General features: G+C 44.7%; 12 protein-coding genes and 1 riboswitch. Of the genes, 9 read left to right on the top strand and 3 right to left on the bottom strand.

The features are described 5' to 3' along the window. Nucleotides 1-514 precede the first annotated feature (514 nt). Nucleotides 515-1,483, bottom strand: a complete 969-nt coding sequence (locus B2248_RS14185; RefSeq protein WP_273180137.1) for a bifunctional methionine sulfoxide reductase B/A protein — start codon at nucleotides 1,481-1,483, stop codon at nucleotides 515-517. Between the two features lie 269 nt (nucleotides 1,484-1,752). Between B2248_RS14185 and B2248_RS14190 the strand changes: the two genes are divergently transcribed. From B2248_RS14190 to B2248_RS14210, 5 genes are all read left to right on the top strand, one after another. Then, nucleotides 1,753-3,117 carry a sensor histidine kinase gene (locus B2248_RS14190; RefSeq protein ID WP_273180139.1) on the top strand — a complete coding sequence of 455 codons (1,365 nt, stop codon included), beginning with the start codon at nucleotides 1,753-1,755 and terminating at the stop codon, nucleotides 3,115-3,117. Further along, nucleotides 3,110-3,802, top strand: a complete 693-nt coding sequence (locus B2248_RS14195; protein ID WP_273180143.1) for a response regulator transcription factor — start codon at nucleotides 3,110-3,112, stop codon at nucleotides 3,800-3,802. Before B2248_RS14190 ends, B2248_RS14195 begins: the two co-directional genes overlap by 8 nt. Before the next feature lie 149 nt (nucleotides 3,803-3,951). Continuing rightward, nucleotides 3,952-6,417: an autotransporter domain-containing protein gene (locus B2248_RS14200; RefSeq protein ID WP_273180145.1), complete on the top strand. Its 2,466-nt coding sequence runs from the start codon at nucleotides 3,952-3,954 to the stop codon at nucleotides 6,415-6,417. 152 nt (nucleotides 6,418-6,569) lie between these two features. Next, nucleotides 6,570-7,631: a helix-turn-helix domain-containing protein gene (locus B2248_RS14205; protein ID WP_273180147.1), complete on the top strand. Its 1,062-nt coding sequence runs from the start codon at nucleotides 6,570-6,572 to the stop codon at nucleotides 7,629-7,631. An 81-nt stretch (nucleotides 7,632-7,712) separates the two neighbouring features. Next, nucleotides 7,713-7,793, top strand: a riboswitch (cyclic di-GMP riboswitch). A 16-nt stretch (nucleotides 7,794-7,809) separates the two neighbouring features. Next, on the top strand, nucleotides 7,810-9,069 hold the full coding sequence (locus tag B2248_RS14210; protein WP_273180149.1) for a hypothetical protein: 1,260 nt from the start codon (nucleotides 7,810-7,812) through the stop codon (nucleotides 9,067-9,069). Nucleotides 9,070-9,131: 62 nt separating this feature from the next. Here the strand turns inward: B2248_RS14210 and B2248_RS14215 are convergent, their stop codons facing one another. Continuing rightward, on the bottom strand, nucleotides 9,132-9,971 hold the full coding sequence (locus B2248_RS14215) for an alpha/beta fold hydrolase (protein ID WP_273180152.1): 840 nt from the start codon (nucleotides 9,969-9,971) through the stop codon (nucleotides 9,132-9,134). Nucleotides 9,972-10,145: 174 nt separating this feature from the next. Beyond that, entirely contained in the window at nucleotides 10,146-11,624 is a 1,479-nt protein-coding gene (locus tag B2248_RS14220) for a hypothetical protein (RefSeq protein ID WP_273180154.1), read from the bottom strand. Between the two features lie 291 nt (nucleotides 11,625-11,915). Between B2248_RS14220 and recC the strand changes: the two genes are divergently transcribed. From recC to B2248_RS14240, 4 genes are read left to right on the top strand one after another with little or no spacing between them, the layout of a single operon-like run. Beyond that, complete coding sequence (gene recC / locus B2248_RS14225) at nucleotides 11,916-15,143, top strand: exodeoxyribonuclease V subunit gamma (protein WP_273180156.1); 3,228 nt, start codon at nucleotides 11,916-11,918, stop codon at nucleotides 15,141-15,143. After that, on the top strand, nucleotides 15,140-18,625 hold the full coding sequence (gene recB, locus B2248_RS14230) for an exodeoxyribonuclease V subunit beta (protein WP_273180159.1): 3,486 nt from the start codon (nucleotides 15,140-15,142) through the stop codon (nucleotides 18,623-18,625). Before recC ends, recB begins: the two co-directional genes overlap by 4 nt. Next, nucleotides 18,618-20,357 carry an exodeoxyribonuclease V subunit alpha gene (gene recD, locus B2248_RS14235; protein ID WP_273180162.1) on the top strand — a complete coding sequence of 580 codons (1,740 nt, stop codon included), beginning with the start codon at nucleotides 18,618-18,620 and terminating at the stop codon, nucleotides 20,355-20,357. Before recB ends, recD begins: the two co-directional genes overlap by 8 nt. After that, nucleotides 20,354-20,821 (top strand): DUF2846 domain-containing protein, encoded by a 468-nt coding sequence (locus B2248_RS14240; RefSeq protein WP_273180165.1) that lies wholly within the window; start codon nucleotides 20,354-20,356, stop codon nucleotides 20,819-20,821. Before recD ends, B2248_RS14240 begins: the two co-directional genes overlap by 4 nt. The last annotated feature ends 53 nt before the right edge of the window (nucleotides 20,822-20,874 follow it).

Consider the following 20,874-nt stretch of genomic DNA (forward strand, 5'->3'; position numbering starts at 1 on the left):
AATATTAAAGAAGTCGCTCCATAATTCCGGTTTAGATTTCTTAAGTATCTGTTTATTAATAAAAACGCGATTAATTTTTTTGGGAAATAAAGCCGGAATGGTGAGCTTGGCTGGACAAATAAAGCCAACTTTATAGTATTCATGAAACCTTCCATTTTTTCTGAATTAAGTTTAACTCTGACTTATTTTGTGTTTTCTGGCAATAGCTTAAATACAAACTCACTAGCGTTTTTTGTCAAGCCAAAGAAAGGGAAGCGAAGTGCTTTATTGTTAGGCATAAAAAGGGCACCCAGCACTGTAGGTTGGGTTGAGGTACGAAACCCAAAATATATATTCAAGTATAGGATTTGTTGGGTTTCACAGGTTCTACCCAACCTACGTTTTTAAGCAAATTTATTTTTCGGTCAAATGCTAGTGGACTAGCTCTTAGTTGTGATGCTTAAGGTCTGGAAAATAGATAGGCATACAAAAGGGCATCCAGATTGGATGCCCGAGTGTGTGATTTATCTAAGCACTACTTTTTCAATTTCCAATCTTTACGAATCCAATGACAGGTATAGCCATTCGGATAATGTTGTAAATAGTCCTGGTGTTCGGGTTCGGCTTCGTAAAATGGACCGGCTTTGGTGACTTCGGTGGTGATTGGGCCGGGAAGAATGCCGCTGGCATCGAGTTCTTTTATTAATTCATCGGCGACTTTGGCTTGTTCACTATTTTCGACAAAAATAGCTGAGCGATAACTGTCACCAATATCATTTCCCTGACGGTTTTTGGTGGTGGCGTCATGCACCATAAAGAAAAACTCCAGGATGTCACGGTAGCTGGTTTGTGAAGAATCAAACATCACTTCAATCGCTTCAGCATGCCCGGTGTCGCCTTGTTTTACATCTTTATAAGTGACATCAGGCACATGACCGCCAGTGTAGCCAACACGGGTATTAATTACACCGGGTTGGTGACGGAATAGTTCTTCCATGCCCCAGAAGCATCCACCGGCTAAGATGGCGGTTTCAATGGTATCGGTATCCGTTGACTCGTCATTATCAAACAAGGGCAGGTAGTCAGCGTAACCTTCAGCAGCTAATTTGTCTTGGGGGATGAAGCGTAAGCTGGCGGAGTTAATACAGTAACGCAAGCCACCATGTTCTTCTGGCCCATCAGGGAAGACATGACCTAAGTGCGAATCACCGTATTTCGAACGGACTTCGGTTCTGACCATGCCTAGTGTGTCATCACTATGCTCAGTAATATTGTTGGCATCAAGTGGGCGGGTAAAACTAGGCCAGCCAGACATCGAGTCGTATTTATCTAACGAGGTAAATAAGGGCTCGCCAGACACTACATCTACATACAACCCCGGTTCTTTGTTATCCCAATAGGCATTGTTAAAAGGGGGCTCGGTGCCACATTGCTGAGTGACGTGATATTGCAGTTCATCAAGCTCAGAAATGGCCGCGTCGTTTTTATGGTATATCTTCGTCATATTCGTCCTTTGATTATTTTGCTGTAAGTGTATTGACACATAATCGTTGTGAAAGTGGCATAAATCTTTAGAACAGACGCTTAAATTCTCTCACTAAATCTGTTTGGCGAAACAAGTTTATGAGTAATGTAAAGTGCCCTTGATCAGAACGCTTTTCACTTTACGGTGATGGTTTGTCATAATCTGTGGTGATTTTCTGCTTGCAGCAGCTCAGTTGCTGTAATTAGCAGACATATTCCATTTAGTGCCTTTGTAAGAGTGAGTTACTTTTGTTACCTGATTTACGCACCATCGTTCTTGTTTTAGTCATCACTACTTCTATTTCAGCTATCACTTTATTTTTATTTTATCGTCTGTTGAAAGACGTGGAAGGCTTGAAATACGCGGCTATCGGCGCAGGTTTTCAGGCTATAGCCTCCTATTTTTTACTGCTTCGAGATAGTATGGATGTCACTTTATCGATCATGGTGACGAATGTCAGTTACTTCCTCGCCTTACTCTTTTATTATCAAGCCTCAAGACAATTAACCGGGTTAAAGCCTGCCTGGCTTTTTCCTGTCTCGATGATTATATGTTTATCGCCACTTTTTTGGTGGTTTCAAAGCAGCCATTATCTAGCAGAACGTATCATTATTTCAGCAACCGGTGTCGCTATTCTTACACTGATGACAAGCTATGTTTTATGGAAAAATGCTAGAAACCTGCCTGGACGATTAGGTATGTCTCTCACTTTTTTGGTGCTGGGAATGATCAGTCTCTGGCGAATAGCCAATATGCTCTACGCACCTGTAAAAGACATCTCGTTTTTGGATTTCAATGCCGCCTATGTGATTTTCTTGATGGCTATTGTCAGCAGCTTCGTGATCACGGTGGGCTTTATTGTCTTGACCTCAGAAAAGTTACATAACCAATTACGTAATGAGGTGAATAAAGTCACTCAGGCACGTGATATTGCTCATCAATCATTGAAAGAACAACAACATTTTCTTTCCATGTTATCTCATGAATTTAAAGCACCCATCGGTGCGATTAAAGCAAATGCTGATGCCGCTCTTATGCTGCAGCAAGTGAAAACGCCGATCGTCGATGAGAGTTTGCATCGGATTAAGCATGTTTCTGAGAGACTGAATGCCTTGGTCGAGCGTTGTTTAAATGATGAATGGATGGCTCACTCGATTGAGCAGGAGGAGAAGGCTTTATACGATACTTCGCTAAGTCTTGTATTGGAGAATATAGCCACGGAATATGACATTCCTCTTATTCATTCATTACCTTCAGGGGCTAATGTGCTAGGCGATGAGATGTTCCTCAACGTGTTATTTTCTAATTTGGTCTCAAATGCACTTAAAAACGCTCGACACAGATCGTCCGTGTATATGGAACTGAAAGAAAATAACGGTGACTACATTATTCAGGTTGTGGATGATGGTCCCGGTATTTCTGCAGAGCATCGCCCCTATATATTTGATAAATATTTTCGAGTCGAATCCTCTGACTCGGCGGGCGGTTCAGGTCTGGGATTATATTTTGCCAAGCGTATATGCGATATGCATCAGGCTGCCATCTCACTCAGTTGTGAACAACACACTGTCTTCAGTGTGCAAATAGCAAAAAATGAGGTGTCTCATGACTAAGCCGAAGATCTTGATTGTTGATGATGATGCAGATTTTCGTGCACCAATTAAAGCCATTTTGACTAGCGAAGGTCTGCTGGTCAATGAAGCTGCTTCAGCACGAGAAATGGATGCCATTCTGAATGATTTTGATGCCGATATGGTGCTGCTCGATGTGAATCTGCCGGATGACAGTGGCCTCAATATTGTTAGTCGTCTAAAGCAAAACCGGCGTATTGATGTGGTGATGCTTTCTGCATTGGGTGAAGTTGAGCATCGCGTCAATGGTCTTACTTCTGGTGCCGATTATTATTTGGCAAAACCCGTCGATATTCGTGAACTCCTGGCCGTTATCAATAATCGCTTTCAAGCATTAACAACACATCAGCCTAAGCAAACACATGCATGGCAATTGGATACGGTCAATTGGTTATTGATAACACCTGATGGTGAACAACACCCACTCAACAATAGTGAACTGACCATACTTTCACTATTAGCTAAACAGTCCATGGATGATAAGGCGACCTCACGTGAGGCGCTTTATAGTGCACTGGGTAATCCTAACTATTCACCTGAGAGTCGAAGCCTGGATTTACATATCTCACGGATGCGCCAACGCTTCAGTTCGGATGACTTTCAATTTCCCATCAAAACCATACGTAACGTCGGTTATCAGCTGACCAAACCGATCGCGATTGTCTGATACAAATTGATACAAAAATAAGCTTAAAAAAACCATTTCTATTGATTAGTGTTTATTCGTTTTTAACGTTTTTTTACAAACCACAAAATTCGTTTTAGTAAGAAACGTTTTCGGTAGACCCTTAATTAAAACAGGAATGGAAAAGTAGTATGAACCTAGCATATCGCATCGTTTGGAATGTCAGCAGGCAAGCATGGATGGTAGCCTCTGAGTTCACATCAGCTAAAGGTAAAACAAAAACACAAAAGACCAACATTCAGACCAAAACAGTCGGTCATGCCGTTGTGTTATCAGCTGCACTGCTGACAACAACACCGCTGGCAGTGCAGGCAGCAGGGATAAACAATTGGGTTGGTGCTGATGGAGAATGGTCTACAGCGACGAATTGGGACAGTGGTGTAATACCTACTGACCTTGCCAATATAGATAATGGCAGTACAGTATCTATCAGCGATGGTTCATCACAAAATCTTACTGCTAATTTATATCTTGGTAACTCAGATGGGTCTACTGGTAATCTGACAATTACAAATGGTTCTCTCACAACAAGCTGGACAAACATTGCTGTGGGATCAGGAGCAACCGGCACATTAATAATCGACTCATCAAGTGCAGCATTGACAGCTAATTATCTAAGAGTCGGTTTCACAGGTGAAGGTACGTTAATCGTAAAAAATGGGGGTACATTAGAATCATCAAGCCTACTTCTCGGCTATGATGAGGAGGCAATTGGCAATATGCAGGTAACCGGCACTGGATCTTCTGTTCAGGCAGATGGTGCGACTGCGATAATTGGTTACAGGGGGGAAGGGACTTTAAATCTAGCTGATGGTGCTAATTTCAATATAAATAATGGCACTGGTACACTCATTTTAGGTGATCAGGCGGCTGGATCGGGGGTACTTAATATTGGTGCAGCGTCTGGCGATACTGTTGTAACAGCAGGTACTTTAGGTGCATCATCTGTTGAGCTAGGTGCTGGCAATGGCATTATTAACTTTAACCATAACAACACTAACTATGTATTCTCCCAAGAAATTGTAGATGCTAACGGTAAAGGTTTTATTAACTTTTTATCAGGTTCTACAACTTTAACCGGTGACCTGGAAGGCTTTTCAGGAAATGTGAATGTGGTTGGTGGCACCTTATCGATTGCTGCTAATAAACCGTTAACACTCGGTCAGGCTGGAGCAACGGCAGACTATACGCAAACGCTGAATGGTCTGCTTAGACTGGGACTGATCGATGCGAGTCAATACGGTAAGTTAAATGTGACGGGCACTGCCACTTTTGCCGATGGTTCGAAGCTTGATGTAGATGTTAAAGGTGCGCCATCGCTCGCTAATGGGAGCCTTCTCAGCAAGGTGATTAGCGCAGGCACCTTGGATGCAGGCAGCTTTGAAGTGACGGATAATTCATTACTCTATTCATTCGCTGCAGAAAAAGAAGGGAATACTGTCGGCTTACGTGTAACAAGAGATGGTAATACCAGTGTACTTCAAAGCGTCAACAGTGAAGGCTTTAAATCCGGTCGTAGTGCAGCACGTGTATTAGACGGTTTTGTGAACGGCGGCTCTACAAATACAGATATTGCAAACGTGTCAACAGCATTCGGGCGTCTTTCCAATGACCAGGAAATCACAGAAGCGGTGGCCGAAACTCTACCTTTACTGGTGGGCGGCACCACAAAACTCGCTGCCAATACTTTGCACAGCACCAACCGCGTGATTCAAAGCCGTCAGGCCAATACTCGTGGTTTATCTTCAGGTGATGCATTTTTAACTGATAAAAACATGTGGTTAAAACCGGTGGGTAGCTGGACCCGTCAACAAGAACGTAATGGTGTGAGTGGTTATGATGCCGACTCTTACGGTTTTGTGGTAGGTATGGACGGTGATGTCAGCCAATCAAGCCGATTAGGTCTGGCTTTATCGTATATGAACACCCGCGTTGATGGTAATGGTATGTCATCCGGTAACAAAGCCGATATTGATGCCTATCAGTTGATTGCCTACGGTAGCCATGACTTATCCCAGTTTGAAAATGTGGAACTGAACTGGCAAGCCGATGTGGGTATGAATAAAAATGATAGCAAACGCCAAATCAGTTTTATTGGCCGTACCGCTGAAGCAGTTTACGATAGCTACACTGCCCATGTGGGTGTGGGTATTGGCAAACGTTTTGAGCTGAATGACAGCAGCACAGTAATGCCAAGCCTTCGTGCCGATTATGCGTATATTCGTGATGAAAGTTACACAGAAAAAGGCGCAGGGGCGATTAACCTTGATGTGGACAGCGTTCATTCCGATGAATTTATCTTAATGGTACAAACCGATATCGACCATCAGTTAAATGATAAGACGACTTTACTGGCTAATATCGGCGTGGGCTATGATGTCATCAATGACGATACTAGTCTGACAGCGTCTTATACTGGTGGTGGTACTGCCTTTACTACGGATGGGATTGATCCCTCTCCGTGGTTAGCCAGAGCCGGTGTCGGTGCCACCGTTAATTTAAACGATTACACTGATATCACCGCTCAATACGATGTAGAAGGTCGTGAAGACTTTTTAAACCAAACGGCATCAGTCAAACTGCGTTGGTCTTTCTAGACTGAAGCATTACTGAAATGAAAAGCCCCAACTGGAAACGGTTGGGGCTTTTTTGTTTTGGAGCTGGTGATTGCTTAGTGGTTTGTTAGAGACACGTTATCATCTATGAGGTCTGGCTTCTTGAGCATCCGTTTGCAATGAATGAGAAAAGAATGCTGAATCAGGGTATATTCAGAGTCATTCATTCTAATGGCTTTTATTGTCATGTGCATTCAATCCTTCCTACCGAACATATAAAAGTGATGTCGACGCACCATACTGTCTATCGTGATCAGCCTCTGTTTGATGCCTATGAACAGCAGGTGGCACAAGACTGGTTGCCCATTGAGATAATGCAATTATCTGCAGGACAGTACCGCGGACATTACCGTGAAATGGGCAATGATGATGTCCGAATCGTGCTTGAACAACAAAATCAGATTGTGCATAAACGTGCCATCATTGAGCAGGATTTTTGCACAGTGTCTTTTGCACGATCGGCGAACAATCAGGTGCGAGTGTCTGAGTACGATGGCTTTGAGAATTCATTATTTTTTCTGCCAGCCAATGTTGAAGTTGATATACAGGCAGGAGTTGATGTTGAGACGATCTATTTTCGATTTGAACAGTCGGCACTTCTAGAGTCAGCCAGAGCTATTAATCCACAGCATTGGGAAATGGCTGCTGAGTGCGTCATGCTGTTCAGTGAGGTGAACCGACAACCGTTAGAGGTTTTCACTGATTATCTATGTGAGTTATCAGCGATGGACTCGAATCATCTCTTACGTGAACAACAGAAAAACATGAACTCATCGGTAATGGAATATGTGTTACTAGCACTGGATTCATCCTTACTGCTTGATGGTCAGACCAGTGATGTTTTGTCACGCCGTCGGGCGACGATATCAGTACGACAAGCAATAAACTATATTCATGCCAAGCTGGAAAGTCATACTTGTCCGACGATTCTTGATATCTGTAAAGACTTGTATATCAGCCAGCGTAATCTGCAATATAACTTTAAAAAAGTGGTGGGGGTGACTCCCAATGCTTATTTGTATCGACTGAGATTAAACCGGGTTCGCTCTCAGCTTCTCTGTCCGGTCGATATCAGTGTAACAGTGACACAGGTGGCTAGTGAGTGGCATTTTTGGCATCTTGGCCGATTTTCCAATGACTATTTGCAACTCTTTGGTGAGTTACCTTCAACCACACTTCGCCGTGCCTTTAATTAAATTTACAGTTTGCGAAAATCGGATAGTGCGTAATCAAAACAAACACTAAGCTGTTTCTCGTTGTGTATTGATTCCAATACGCTATTTTTCTGCCAAACTCAGTGTGAACTGAGGACGGAAAGCTACAGGCCTTGAGGATGACAAGGTGGCTGGGTTGCTCTATACGAGAGATTAACGGATGAATACCTTTGTAAAACCTACACTTTTTCTAGTCACTGTATTAATGACTAGTTCAATCCTAAGTGTCGCGTATGCTCAAGACTTAAGCGGCATTAACACGGAAAGACTCTATCTTACTGACGATAATAATACGGTCAATAACGGCGATACGTTCCAGAATGATAATAATGTCACTACCTTAGAATCGAGTAAAATTACCATCGACCATACTGGCACGTTTATCAACAATAAGCATGCGTATATTACCGAGGGTAATACCATGAAAAATTTAGGAGTCCTTGATAATCGTACTGATGGGGTTTTGGCTGTCTGGGGAAGTTTATACAATCAAGGCGAAATGAATAATAATGGTTTTATTTCCATTAAATCGACAGGACTTTTTAATGCCGTCTCCCTGACAAATACCGGTGAGATAGAAAATGATGGGCAGCTCATCATGGCCGGTTCGGTGAATAACCAAGGCAAAATTATAAATAATAGTCAATTCACTAATAATAGTTTTGTGTTTACTAATACTGGTGAGATTACAAATAACGCGGATTTGAACAATAATTACCGTATTATAAACAAAGGCTTGATAACAAACTCCGGTGTTTTTTCGACCTCAAATACGCTGCGAAATTATAATGAAGTTATCAACAATAATGTCATGACGAATAGTGGTGATGTAACTATATATACGAAGGGAAGTGTCACCGGCGAGGGGAGCTACACACAAACCTCTGGTCAAACCATCAACAACGGCGTCATGACTCAAACCAGCGTGAATATTAAAGGCGGCAGCTTATCAGGCACTGGCACGATAAACAGCAACGTTACGGTCAATGGTTCAAGTTATGAGAACTATGCCAGTCTGACTGCGGGTAATTCGATTGGCACGATGATCATCAATGGTAATTACACGCAAGGCGAGTTTGGTTCGATGGTAGTGGAGTTTGATGAAACGCATTCTGATTTACTGGATGTGTCAGGTATCGCTTCGCTGGCCGGAGTGTTGAGCTTTGAGTTTATTGGTGATGATGTCACCGAAGGTACGTTTAACTTTTTAACGTTTGCCAGCATCGTTGGCAGTTTTGATAGTGTCATTCTGCCGAGCATTAGCGGCTTTAATTTTGAACTGGTGTTTGGTGATACCTTTGCTAATCTGGTGGTGAGTCAAGCTGTCAGTGCCGTGCCGGTTCCAGCCGCTTTATTTTTATTTGGGCCAGCATTATTAGGCTTTTTAGGTTTGCGACGTAAAGCGAATTTAGTCGCATAAATAGCTTAAAAACTATCTGCAAGTAACAAAGCCATCATGAAGTGCATGATGGCTTTTTTTATCTATTCGATTTCCAGATCAGAAGCCGAAATTTCCATTAATAATTCTGGCCAGTGCTCAGCCCAGCAGCAGTGATGAGTCATGCCAGTAATCACTCTGACCTCGGGTTGCCTGGAGTCAGGAAAATGCTGTTGATATGACTTGGCAACCGCCTCAGGCATGATCTTGTCTTCACTGCCAACAAAGTGGATTTGTGGAACATCAGTGAGTTTTTGCCATGCATCTGCCGGGTTAAGTGAGTCTGTTAATGCTGAAATATGCTGCATTTCTGTCCAGGCCGTTGTATCGATATTACCGGCCACGGTGACCAGCTGGTCGACATCATCTCGTTCAGCTGCCAATAAAGTAGCAATGGCGCCACCACCTGAGTAACCAATCAATCTTAATGATGAGGCCTGAAACTGATTTTTCAGTTCAGTGACGGCTTGGTTCATGGATTCCACAACCTCAGCTGAAAATCGAGCAGAGGTCCATACCTTTTTGTCACAGGTATCAGAGTTAATATACTGACAAGGACGAGCCAGGTAGACAGCTTGTTTATCTTGTACTGCAAGCTTGAGTACAAGTGGATCGATTGGGGTGGGATCAGAAGATATTTTTCGACGACTTAACCAAGCTAAGCCATCGCCTTCGATATAAATCGTTAAACGTTTTGATGGTTTGCTGTTTTTAGGAACAAAGCTTTGCAATTGGAATGAAGACGTGGTGAGGAGCTGTGATTGCCAACCATGGCTGTTAGCCAAGTGTAATGCGGTATCCGAGCGGTTTTGTGTCGTCGGTATCGAAGAACATGCCTGAAGCAGCAATAAAAAAGTGAAGCAAACAATATGTCGAGAATTCAAAACTGGCCTCTTTCTGACACTGAGATAGTGAGTGAGACACTAACATACCTAATTTAAAGGGTGACTGCTTTAACGAAGGTTTTAATATCCCCAAAATAATTTAGGGCCAGTGTACACACTCCATATCAAGTGTTTACACTGGCTCTAAACTCAGGCCTCTAAATAACACCCAAATTAGGCTGCTTTAGCACCTCTGAGACGTGAACGGCCAGCCCACATACCTACCAAGCCAAAAGCAAACAGAGGTAATGCTGCAGGCAATGGTACGGCACTTGGGTTAGAGAACTGGCTGGCAAGATACTCAGTAGAGAAGATGCCATCACCAAAACCCCATGATGAGAAGTTTTTGAACTTGCCTGATAGTAATTCGCCACTATCCACGCCTAATGACAGGTAGACAAGCGCATCAGAAATTTCAAATGACAAAATATCTGACAATTCGAAATCATTGAAGAAAATGCTGTTGATGCCTTCACCACCATCAAAGATGCCTGAGCTTAGCTGACCAGTAGTAGTGAGTCCTTCGACGATCACCATGTCATCACCGCTACCAAACATCACATCACCGATAATTTCACTGTTACCTGTCAGTGTGAGGCTGCTATTACCTTGATTGGGCGCAAAATGGATAGCTGTGCCTGAACGACCGACCAATGTACCACTGTTGGTGACGGTGACTTCAGAAGTACTTGCGTCATCCGAACCAATCGCATGAACGCCTTCGATATAACCTTCGTTGATGATGGTCAGTGGACCGGCTGTGCGAACATCACCTACATTCGGTTCGAAAAGTGGATCAATATCAATACCATTGCCCCCATTCAAAGGGTCACTTTCTGTACCGGTTGATACAATCACACCGGTAGCATGGTTGTGTACTTTGCCTTCGTCGATATCGATACCATCATCGGTGCCCAAAATCACACCGTAGTTATCTGCGGTACCGCTGGCAAATTGCACGCCGTCCTCATCGTCGGTGGCACCAGTGTTAGTCCAGGTTTTCGTCGCTGCGTTCCATGACAAACCATTCAGGACGATGGTGCCGTGATTTTCCAGGGTGAAGTCTTCGCGCGCTTCAATCACTTCTTCATTACCACGTAATGTCCCGTAGTTAATGACTGTTGTGCCTGCACCACGACTCTGAATAGCACGACCTTTTTCACTCTCGATCTGACCATAGTTGGTGATGTGTGCATTTTTCAGTTCGGTATCATCGTCTAATCTTACGGCTTGATTTTCAGCAAAGATTTTTCCAGTTTCTCGGTTAAGCAAAGTGAAATTATCGGCATCATCTTGAAGGCGTATACCACGATCACCACCAATAATGGTGCCAGAGTTATCGATAGTCAGGTCAGTGCCTTTAGCGCGAATAGCATCATCATCGCCACTTTCAATAAGACCGTAGTTAATGACTGATTGGTTTGAACCGTCCAGCTTTACAGGGCGATCGTTTTCATCGACAAGTTGAGCACCACTTTCAACAGTGATAGACAAATTATCACGGCTGTCATTAATGTTATTACTGTCTGCTGCATTACAAAGCAGTGTAGGGGAGTCAGCTGTGCCTCCGGCGACACAATCTTCTGCCAGCACGGGTGCGTTGTATAAAGCGGTTAATATCGAAGCAATCAGTAGTTTATGTGTATGTTTCACGTTAACTCCAAGTCAGGTAATAGAGATGACGCTCAAGATAATGATGGATTATGACAATGTGATGAATTTTCAAAATAATGTGAGGTATGCCACAAACAAACATGTTAGAAAATGCTAGGTAAACTCGAATAGGCGGGATGACCTGGGGCTTGGCTGTTCAGCTGTTTTCTACAAAGCAGATAAGCCCTGATTTTTGATGGTGTTAGCTTCAACCGCTGTTCTGACATTCAAAGCAGTTTGTTTCAACCGAAACATCCCGTAATATGTGGCTTTTGACGTGAAGGAATCCACATGCTGAAGATGGTTTACAGTAATGACAGCAGACAACTGGCTGCCTGGCTTGCTGAACAGCTTCAGTCCGCGCCGCTCAGTCCGTTTGAGCAGGAAAATATTATTGTGCAGAGTAATGAGCTGGCTCGTTGGCTATCATTATTTTTAGCCAATGAACAAGGCATTTCAGCCAATACGGAGTTTCCTTTTCCCTCTGCCTATATCTGGCGTTTATTTCGACAAATCTGGCCCGATATTCCTCTGCATTCACCTTATGCCAAAGCACCAATTAGCTGGCGTTTATTTGCCCTGTTGCCCGAGTTAGCTGATGAGCCGGAATTTACCGCGATTGCCGCTTATTTAGGTGAACAAACCGATGAATTAAAACGCTTTCAATTAGCCGAACGCCTGGCGGATACCTATGATCAGTACCTGATGTACCGACCAGACTGGATTGCAGAATGGGAGCGGGGAAAAAGCGATAACTGGCAAGGGCTACTCTGGCAAAAAATCACAGTGGATGATCCCGAACCTATGCATCGGGCCAGGTTGTTAAACCAGCTTAATCAGCTTTTACAAACAGCGACAGAAAAGCCAGCAGGTCTGCCAGAACGACTCAGTATTTTTGGCATCTCTTCGTTACCGCCCGTGTATTTGCAGACCTTTGCTTTAATGGCGAAATTTGTCGATATCACGCTGTTTTATTTATCCCCCAGTCAACATTATTGGGGCGATTTAATCGATGCCAAACAGCAACAGCGTCAGCAATTGGAACTCATGCTGGAAGAACCCGAACCAGAACTGAATGCGGATGTCGGTCATCCTTTATTAGCGAGCCTGGGCAAACAAGGGCAGGAGTTCTTTCGTCAGTGTCAGGAACTGCCTCATGAGGCGGAAACCTGTTTTGCAGAGCCACACCCCGACACCATGCTGGGCACGTTGAAAGCCGATATGTTTGAGCTGGAAGTTGGTCAGCAGCAAGCAGTGAGTGCCGACGATAACTCTATCCTGATTCAAGTCTGTCATAGCCCGATGCGAGAAATGGAAATTCTGCAAGATCAGCTGTTGGCGATGTTTGAACAGCAGCCCGATTTATCACCGACGGATATTGTGGTGATGACGCCCGATATTGATGTGTATGCCCCCTGGATTGAAGCGGTATTCGGTGCGGCTGATCCGGCTCATGCGATTCCATTTAGTATTGCTGATAGCAGCGGTCAGCAAGAAAGTATTTTACTCAATGCCTGGTTCAGTATTTTAGCGTTGCCACAGTCACGGTTTGATGTGGAAAGTGTACTGGCTATGCTGGAATGTCCAGCCATTCAACAGCGTTTTCAGTTAGATGAAGCGGCTTTGTTATGGTTACGCGAATGGTGTCAGCAAACTCGGATTCGTTGGGGCCACGATGCCAAAGATAAAATGGCATTGGAGTTACCAGCTAATGATGCCAATACCTGGCGTGCCGGCTTAGACCGTTTATTACTGGGTTATGCTATGCCGCTGACCGAGCAGGGCGAACCCTGGCGATTGTTTGACGGCCAACTTGCTATGGATGGCATTACTGGTGATAAAGCCCGGATTGTGGCGGCAGTATCACAGTTTATTTCTGCACTAGATGACTGGCGACAACAGCTCAGCCGTCCACGAACACCCCATGATTGGCAACAGCATTTAAACCGTTGTCTGGATACCTTCTTTGAGGCAGAACAGCTGGATGACCCTTTGGCCGAACGTGAACTGATTTCCATCCGTAGCCAACTTGAACGGATGATTGAAAGTACCGATTTAGCTGGCTTTGAGGAAATGGTCGGCATTGATGTGATATTAAGCTGGCAGCAATCCCATCTGGAACCCTTAGATAATAGTCATCGTTTTATGGGGCATGGCGTCACCTTCTGCGGCATGGTGCCGATGCGTAGTATTCCATTCGATGTAGTTTGTCTGATTGGTATGAATGATGACGTGTTCCCACGTCGTCAACCAAGTTTAGGTTTTGATCTGTTGGCGCACCATCATCGCGAAGGTGATCGTTCTCGGCGTGATGATGATCGGTATCTGTTCCTGGAAGCCTTATTATCAGCTCAGCAGACATTTTATATCAGTTATATCGGCGCCAGCATTACCGATAATGCTGAAATTCCACCGTCTGTGTTGATCAGCGATTTGCTGGACTATCTGGAGGAACGGTTTGTCACTGAGCAGGGCGATTCAGTAATAAAACAGCTGGTGACACATCATCCACTGCAATCCTTTAGTCGCCGTTATTTTGATCAGCAGCATGACAAGCTTTTTAGTTTTAATGTCTTGCAATGTCCCAAACCAGACACAAAAACTGAATCGACATTGTGGTTTGCAGAACCTTTACCCGAACCCGATGCGTCATGGCGAGACATTAGCTTGATGCAACTCAGCCAGTTTTTTATGCATCCGGCCCGGTTTCTTTGTCGTGAACGTTTAGGCGTCAGACTGGAACTGGATGAAGATGAATTAAGCAGTCGTGAACCGTTTGAGTTAAACGGGCTGGAAGCCTGGCAGCTCAGACAATGGCTGCTGGAAAGTAAACTCAGCCATACCACTGAAACCAGTATTTCTGAACTGGTACACGCCACTGGCATGTTACCTCAAGGTGAGTTTGGCGAAGAATGGCTAGATCAGGAAAATAGCAAAGTTGAGGCATTTGTAGAGACATTAATGCCCTATCTGGGTGAAGAGCGTTTACCTGCTTTACCCTTTGAACTCGAGATAGGCGAGTTTAACATCAGTGGTCAGCTCGATAATCTGAGTGCGGCAGGGCTGTTGCGTTATCGTTTATCACGTAAAAGAGGACGCGATCTGATTAATGGCTGGTTGGAACACTTGATCCTCAATATTCTGAAACCAGCAGGCATGAGTTTAACCACCCAACTGGTCTTTGAAGATGATGAGCTGTGTTTCACACCGGTAGATAATGCGCGCCAGTTACTGGAGCAATATCTCAATTTATACTGGCAAGGCTGCCAACAACCGCTGCCACTGTTTGATAAAACCAGTCTGGCGTATGCCAAACAAGCACTGAGTGATAAACCGGAGAAAGCCCAGCAAGCGGCTGCAAGAGCCTGGGCACCCGCCGGTGAGTTTGTGATGGCTGAACAGGACGATGCTTATTATCAATGTTGTTTCCCGGCAAACCCTCTCGATGAAAACTTTACTGAGATTGCCTTGCAGGTCTATGGGCCGATTCAGCAGCACATTGAAGGAGGGCAGTTATGAGTGCCCAATTTAATGTGAATACGGTTGCACTCAAAGGCATTAATCTAATTGAAGCCAGTGCCGGCACCGGTAAAACCTTTACCCTGGCAGAACTGTATTGTCGTTTAGTCGTTGAGCAGAAACTGGAAGTCAGCCAGATTCTGGTGGTGACTTATACTCGTGCAGCTACTGAAGAGTTACGTGGACGTTTAAGGGCACGGCTAGTGAATGAGCGTAAAGAGCTTAGCCAGCAACAGCAGGCGGACCCTCAGGCGATAAAACGTTTACAACTGGCGATTCAGAGTTTTGATGAAGCCGCTATTTACACCATTCACGGCTTTTGCCAGCGAGCTTTGCAAGACTTTGCATTTGAAAGCGGTCATTTTTTTGATATGGAAATGGTGGCCGATGAACAGGAACTCAAACAAGCGGTTGCCGATGATTTCTGGCGTCGCTATGTCAGCTCGGCAGATAACGCTTTTGCCCGTTATTTATTACAAAAACGCCAAAGCCCGGAAGTGTTATTGCAGTCAGTCAGCAGCTTGATTGGCAAACCCTATCTTGAAGTCATACCGCTGCCGGAAATGGCGGTGGAGCCATTACAAGCTTTATATGATGAGCAGTTTGAACACGTTCAGTCGTTGTGGTGGCAACAGCGTGATGAAGCGATTGCGGTTTTGCAGGATAAAAACGTGCTCAACGGTAATAAATATCGTGCGGCCAGTGTCAGTGGCTGGATAGCTGAAATGGACAGCCTGATGCAGGCTGGAAAACAAGCAGGATTGTTTGAGAAGTTTGCCAAGTTTGGTCAGGCTGAACTGACACAGGCGCTGAAAAAGGGACAGGAGCTACCTGAACTGAGTTTATGGCGGGCATGTGATGTCTTGCTCGATACCGACCAGCAACTGCAAACGGCGCTTTCATTACAATTGCAGCAACTACGTCAGCTATTATCAGAGTATCTCGCTACTGAGTTACCCAAACGTAAACAGCAATTAAAACTGCAGGCTTTTGATGATTTGTTACTTAATCTGCAACAGGCCTTACATGGCACGCAAGCCGATAAGCTGATCGCCAAAATTCGTGAGCAGTTTCAGGCGGCATTGATTGATGAGTTTCAGGATACCGATCCGATTCAATACGACTGTTTTCATACGATTTTTGCTAATACCGAACAGCCAGTGTTTTTTGTTGGCGACCCAAAACAGGCAATTTACAGCTTCCGTGGCGCCGATATTTTCACTTACCTGAAAGCAAAACATGCAGCTAGCAATGAGTTTAATCTGGATACCAATTGGCGCTCGCATCCACGTCTGGTGAAGGCGGTTAATCATTTATTTGAACGCGTGCCACAGCCGTTTTTGTATGACGATATTCCGTTTTATCCAGTGAAAGCGGCTCGTGCTGATGAGGCGTGTTTAACGGTGTCAGGCCAGGCTTTGTCGCCGCTATCATGGGTATGGATGTCATCTGATAAGCCATTTAATGTCAGCGATATGATGCAAAATGCGGCAGATGTGACCGCCGATCAGATCGCAACTTTGTTAAATCAGTCAGCCAGCGATGAGGTGATGCTGACCGATAAAGATGGCCGTCAACGTCAGCTCAATGGCGGTGATATTGCCGTCTTAGTTAGAAGCCATAAACAGGCAACAACGATTCAGCAGGCACTGCGGGCTCGTGGTGTGAACAGTGTGCAGCAGTCACGTGACAGTGTGTTTGAAACACCGCAGGCGGTGATGCTGGAACGGGTGTTAATGGCGATTGCTCAGCCCAGTAATGACAGCCTGATTGCCACGGCTTTAGCAACACCCATATTTGCCAAAAGTGCATTAGACATTTATCAGGCTCAGCAAGACGAACAGCAGTGGCTGCAGCAAACAGACTTTTTTGTCTCGCTGCATGAACAATGGCAGCAGGCCGGTTTTATTGTGATGTTCCGTGCCTTACTGGCCGCACTGGATGTACAACGTCGCTGGTTAGCCTTAGCTGATGGTGAACGGCAACTGACCAATTTATTGCATTTGGCTGAATTGATTCAGGCGCATGCAACGCGACGTAATAAGACGATGGAAGCTATTCTGATGTGGTTAGCTTCACAGCGACAGTCTGCTGATAAAAGTGGCGATGCAGCTCAGATTCGGCTGGAAAGCGATGAGCAGTTGGTCAAAGTGATTACCATTCACACTAGTAAAGGCTTGGAATACCCGATTGTGTTTTGTCCGTTCCTCTGGCATCAAAGCCAGTTCAATCAACAGCCGACGGTGATGACGTTTCATCGGTCAGACGATAATCAGGCATGCGTCGCCTTTGGCGAGCCTGGTTTTTCTGTAGCAGAACCGATTATGGCTGAAGAGCAGCAAGCTGAAGACTTACGTTTGCTTTATGTGGCATTAACCCGTGCTCGTGAACAGTGTGTGATTGTGTGGGCACCTGTGAAAAACGTTCAGCAAAGCGCCTTATTTCAGTTGCTTCATCCTGAGTTAGAACAAGTTAATGCTGGTGAAATGCAACAAAGTTTGCAGCAGATGGTGGCATCACAGCAAGACAATATGAACGTGATTACCTGGGATGCGGATGTGCCACCGGTTGTCAAACAGGCGGATATTTCAGCAGAGTCATTACAAGCGAGGCAGTTTGCAGGACAGATTCAGACACCCTGGCATATTGGAAGTTTTACCGGCCTGAGCCACGGGCAGCATATCGAGTTACCGGATCATGATGCACCGTTGCTGCCAGTAGACATGCCAAGCAGTGAACCACGTCAGGATCGGTTTGGGTTTCCAAAAGGTGCGAATGCCGGTACCTGTTTACATAGCTTGTTTGAACACTGGGACTTCCAGCAGCAGAATGAAGAACTCACCAGTTTGGTAGACAAAACGTTAAGCCAGTTTGGCATTGATAATGAGTGGTCAACTGTCGTTTCATCCTGGTTGGATGCCGTGGTCAGTACTAAACTACATCAGCAAACCGGGCTGACTTTACGTGATATTCAGGCGCAGCAGCGTTTAGATGAAATGGCATTTTTCTTTCCGGTAAGGCAGTTAACAGCAAAACGTTTAAAACAGACATTAATGCCTTTTGTCGACGATTACCCGGTTCTCAGTCCGGTGGTGAAGTCATTACAATTTGTCGATCTTAGCGGCTTTATGAAAGGCTTTATCGATCTGGTGTTTGAGAATGAGGGGCGTTTTTATATTGCTGACTATAAATCCAACTGGTTAGGAACACAGCCTGATAATTATCAGCAGGCAGCGTTAGATGAGGCCATGGTGGCTCATAGCTATCCGCTGCAATATTTAATTTACAGCTTGGCATTGCATCGTTATCTGCAAACGCGTCTGCCTGATTACGATCCCGAACAGCATTTTGGCGGTGTGTATTACTTATTTATACGGGGTATGCATCCGGATTGGGGCCAAGCGGGTGTGTATTTTGAACGTCCATCCACTGCTTTATTAGAAGCGCTCGACCGTTGCATGTCTGAGGTGGACGATGTCTGATTTGCTGAAGTTATTACGCCAGCACGGTTTAAGCGAATTAGCCTGTCAGTTTGCCGCCTATATCGATCGCAAAGAACAGGGCATGCGTCCGGTGGTAAGCATGACGGCAGCCATATTGTCAGAAGCGATTGCTGAAGGACACGTGTGTCTGAATTTGCATCAACTCCCCACATTTTGTCAGCCCTTAAAATCGGTATTACCTGATTCTGTTGCTGACTGGATGGAAATATTGTCACAGGCCAAAACAGTCGGTCAGCCCGGTGATTACACGCCACTGATTTTGACAGAACAAGGCCTGGTTTATCTTTACCGTTATTATCGTGATGAGCAGGATGTGGCCCGGCTGATTCAGCAACGTTTACAGCCGATTGATAATATCGATATAGAACAACTCAATGCTGATTTAGGGCGTTGGACCAGTGTGATTGACGGTACAGACTGGCAAAAAGTCGCTGTCGCTGTGGCATTAACCAGACAATTTGCGGTTATCTCTGGTGGCCCCGGCACGGGTAAAACCACCATTGTTTTAAGTATGCTCAATAGTTTGCAACAGCAATTTCCTGATCTACATATTGGGCTGGCGGCACCCACAGGTAAAGCGGCTGCCAGACTGCAGCAATCGATTAGTGCCCAGCATCCCTATGAAGTAAAAACGTTACACCGCTTATTGGGAATTACTGAGCATAATGATCAGGGGCGTTATCATGCTGAGCGTCATTTACCGTTAGATGTGTTGATCATTGACGAAGCCTCAATGATCGATATCAGTTTGATGGCGAAATTAATGCGGGCTTTATCGCCTTCAGCCAGACTGATTTTATTAGGTGACAGCCAACAATTGGCCTCAGTTGAGTCTGGTGCGGTGTTAGCGAATTTGAGTGATGAACAACAAGGCCAGTTTTCGGCTGAGTTCAGTGAGCAATTTCCCGAACTAGACATTCCGGTCAAAGAAAACTCAACGCCATCCACACTGCTAAATAGCTTTGTGCGTCTGCAACATAGTTATCGTTTCGATAAAGACAGTGCGATTGGCCAATTAGCCAAACAGGTGAATGAAGGTGATGTGCTGGCAGCGCTCGCTTTATTAAATCCAAGCGTGAATGATATCTGGTCGGATAGTGTTGAAAAGCAACAGCAAAGATGCTTTATGGCTGGATACCAACGCTTTATTGAGGCGGTTGAATCCAAACAGTCACCACAACAAGTGGTACAGGCTTTTGATACGTTCAGAATTCTGGCCGCATTAAAGCAAGGGCCACAATCCGTGTTATCAGTGAATCGTTTATTGTTGCGTTTATTAGCTCAACGCGGTTGGCGAACCAGCTTACCGTTTTACGCTGGCAGGCCGATTATGATTACGCAAAATGATTACCGGCAACGACTGTTTAATGGCGACACGGGCATCATTCTGCATGACGAGACAGGACAACTTCGTGCCTGTTTTTGTTTTGATGAGGAAGTACGCTGGGTGCCGATTAATCGACTCCCTGCTCATGAAACTGCCTTTGCGATGACGGTGCATAAGAGCCAGGGCTCCGAGTTTGATAGCGTCAGTATTTTATTACCAGATGAAATTAGTCCTATTCTTAACCGTGAACTGCTTTATACCGCGATTACCCGAGCCAAACAGCAGGTATTTATCCTCAGCAAAGAAGTGACATTACGTCACACGATTCAAACCCGACATCAACGTGAGAGTGGGTTGAAGATGCAGATCATGGAGGAAAAATGAAATATACAGTCTATTTGTTACTCTTCATTGTGAGTGGGTGCCAAAGTTTAGGAGGGGCAAAAGGGGTAGCCAATCAAGAGTTAGAGCCGTTTGATGGTACTGGTCATGTTTATATATACAGACCTTCAAGTTTGGTAATGGGGTTGGCGATTCCTAGCTTAGAGATGGATGGCATGAAAGTGATGTCCGTCAGAAATGGTAGCTACACGCTTTATAAGCTCGTACCAGGGAATCATACATTTGTTTTTAAAAGAAATAGTAATTGGGAAATACCTGATATCAAGTTTGTGACCGATATTAAACGCAATGAAAGACAATTTTATCGACTGAGTCCAGCGGTTAGTGAGCTATATATTGTTGGTGATGTTGCCGCCCAGACTATGAATGGTCACGTGATGAGGGTTTCTGATGAGGATGCCATCTCCGAAATGGAAACACTTCTATATACTGGGAGTTGGCCATAAATAGTAGTTTCATCTGAACGCATACCATTGAAAATGAAAACAGCTCAAGATAT

Origin of the sequence: Methylophaga sp. UBA2012, from assembly GCF_002335235.1 — a bacterium.
GTDB lineage: Bacteria > Pseudomonadota > Gammaproteobacteria > Nitrosococcales > Methylophagaceae > Methylophaga > Methylophaga thalassica.

What these genes read in the sequence shown, in the direction of transcription:
- B2248_RS14240 (WP_273180165.1), top strand. Translation starts at nt 20,354, where the DNA reads ATGAAATATACAGTCTATTTGTTACTCTTCATTGTGAGTGGGTGCCAA.
- B2248_RS14200 (WP_273180145.1), top strand. Translation starts at nt 3,952, where the DNA reads ATGAACCTAGCATATCGCATCGTTTGGAATGTCAGCAGGCAAGCATGG.
- recD (WP_273180162.1), top strand. Translation starts at nt 18,618, where the DNA reads ATGTCTGATTTGCTGAAGTTATTACGCCAGCACGGTTTAAGCGAATTA.
- recC (WP_273180156.1), top strand. Translation starts at nt 11,916, where the DNA reads ATGCTGAAGATGGTTTACAGTAATGACAGCAGACAACTGGCTGCCTGG.
- B2248_RS14210 (WP_273180149.1), top strand. Translation starts at nt 7,810, where the DNA reads ATGAATACCTTTGTAAAACCTACACTTTTTCTAGTCACTGTATTAATG.
- recB (WP_273180159.1), top strand. Translation starts at nt 15,140, where the DNA reads ATGAGTGCCCAATTTAATGTGAATACGGTTGCACTCAAAGGCATTAAT.
- B2248_RS14195 (WP_273180143.1), top strand. Translation starts at nt 3,110, where the DNA reads ATGACTAAGCCGAAGATCTTGATTGTTGATGATGATGCAGATTTTCGT.
- B2248_RS14205 (WP_273180147.1), top strand. Translation starts at nt 6,570, where the DNA reads ATGCTGAATCAGGGTATATTCAGAGTCATTCATTCTAATGGCTTTTAT.
- B2248_RS14185 (WP_273180137.1), bottom strand. Translation starts at nt 1,483, where the DNA reads ATGACGAAGATATACCATAAAAACGACGCGGCCATTTCTGAGCTTGAT.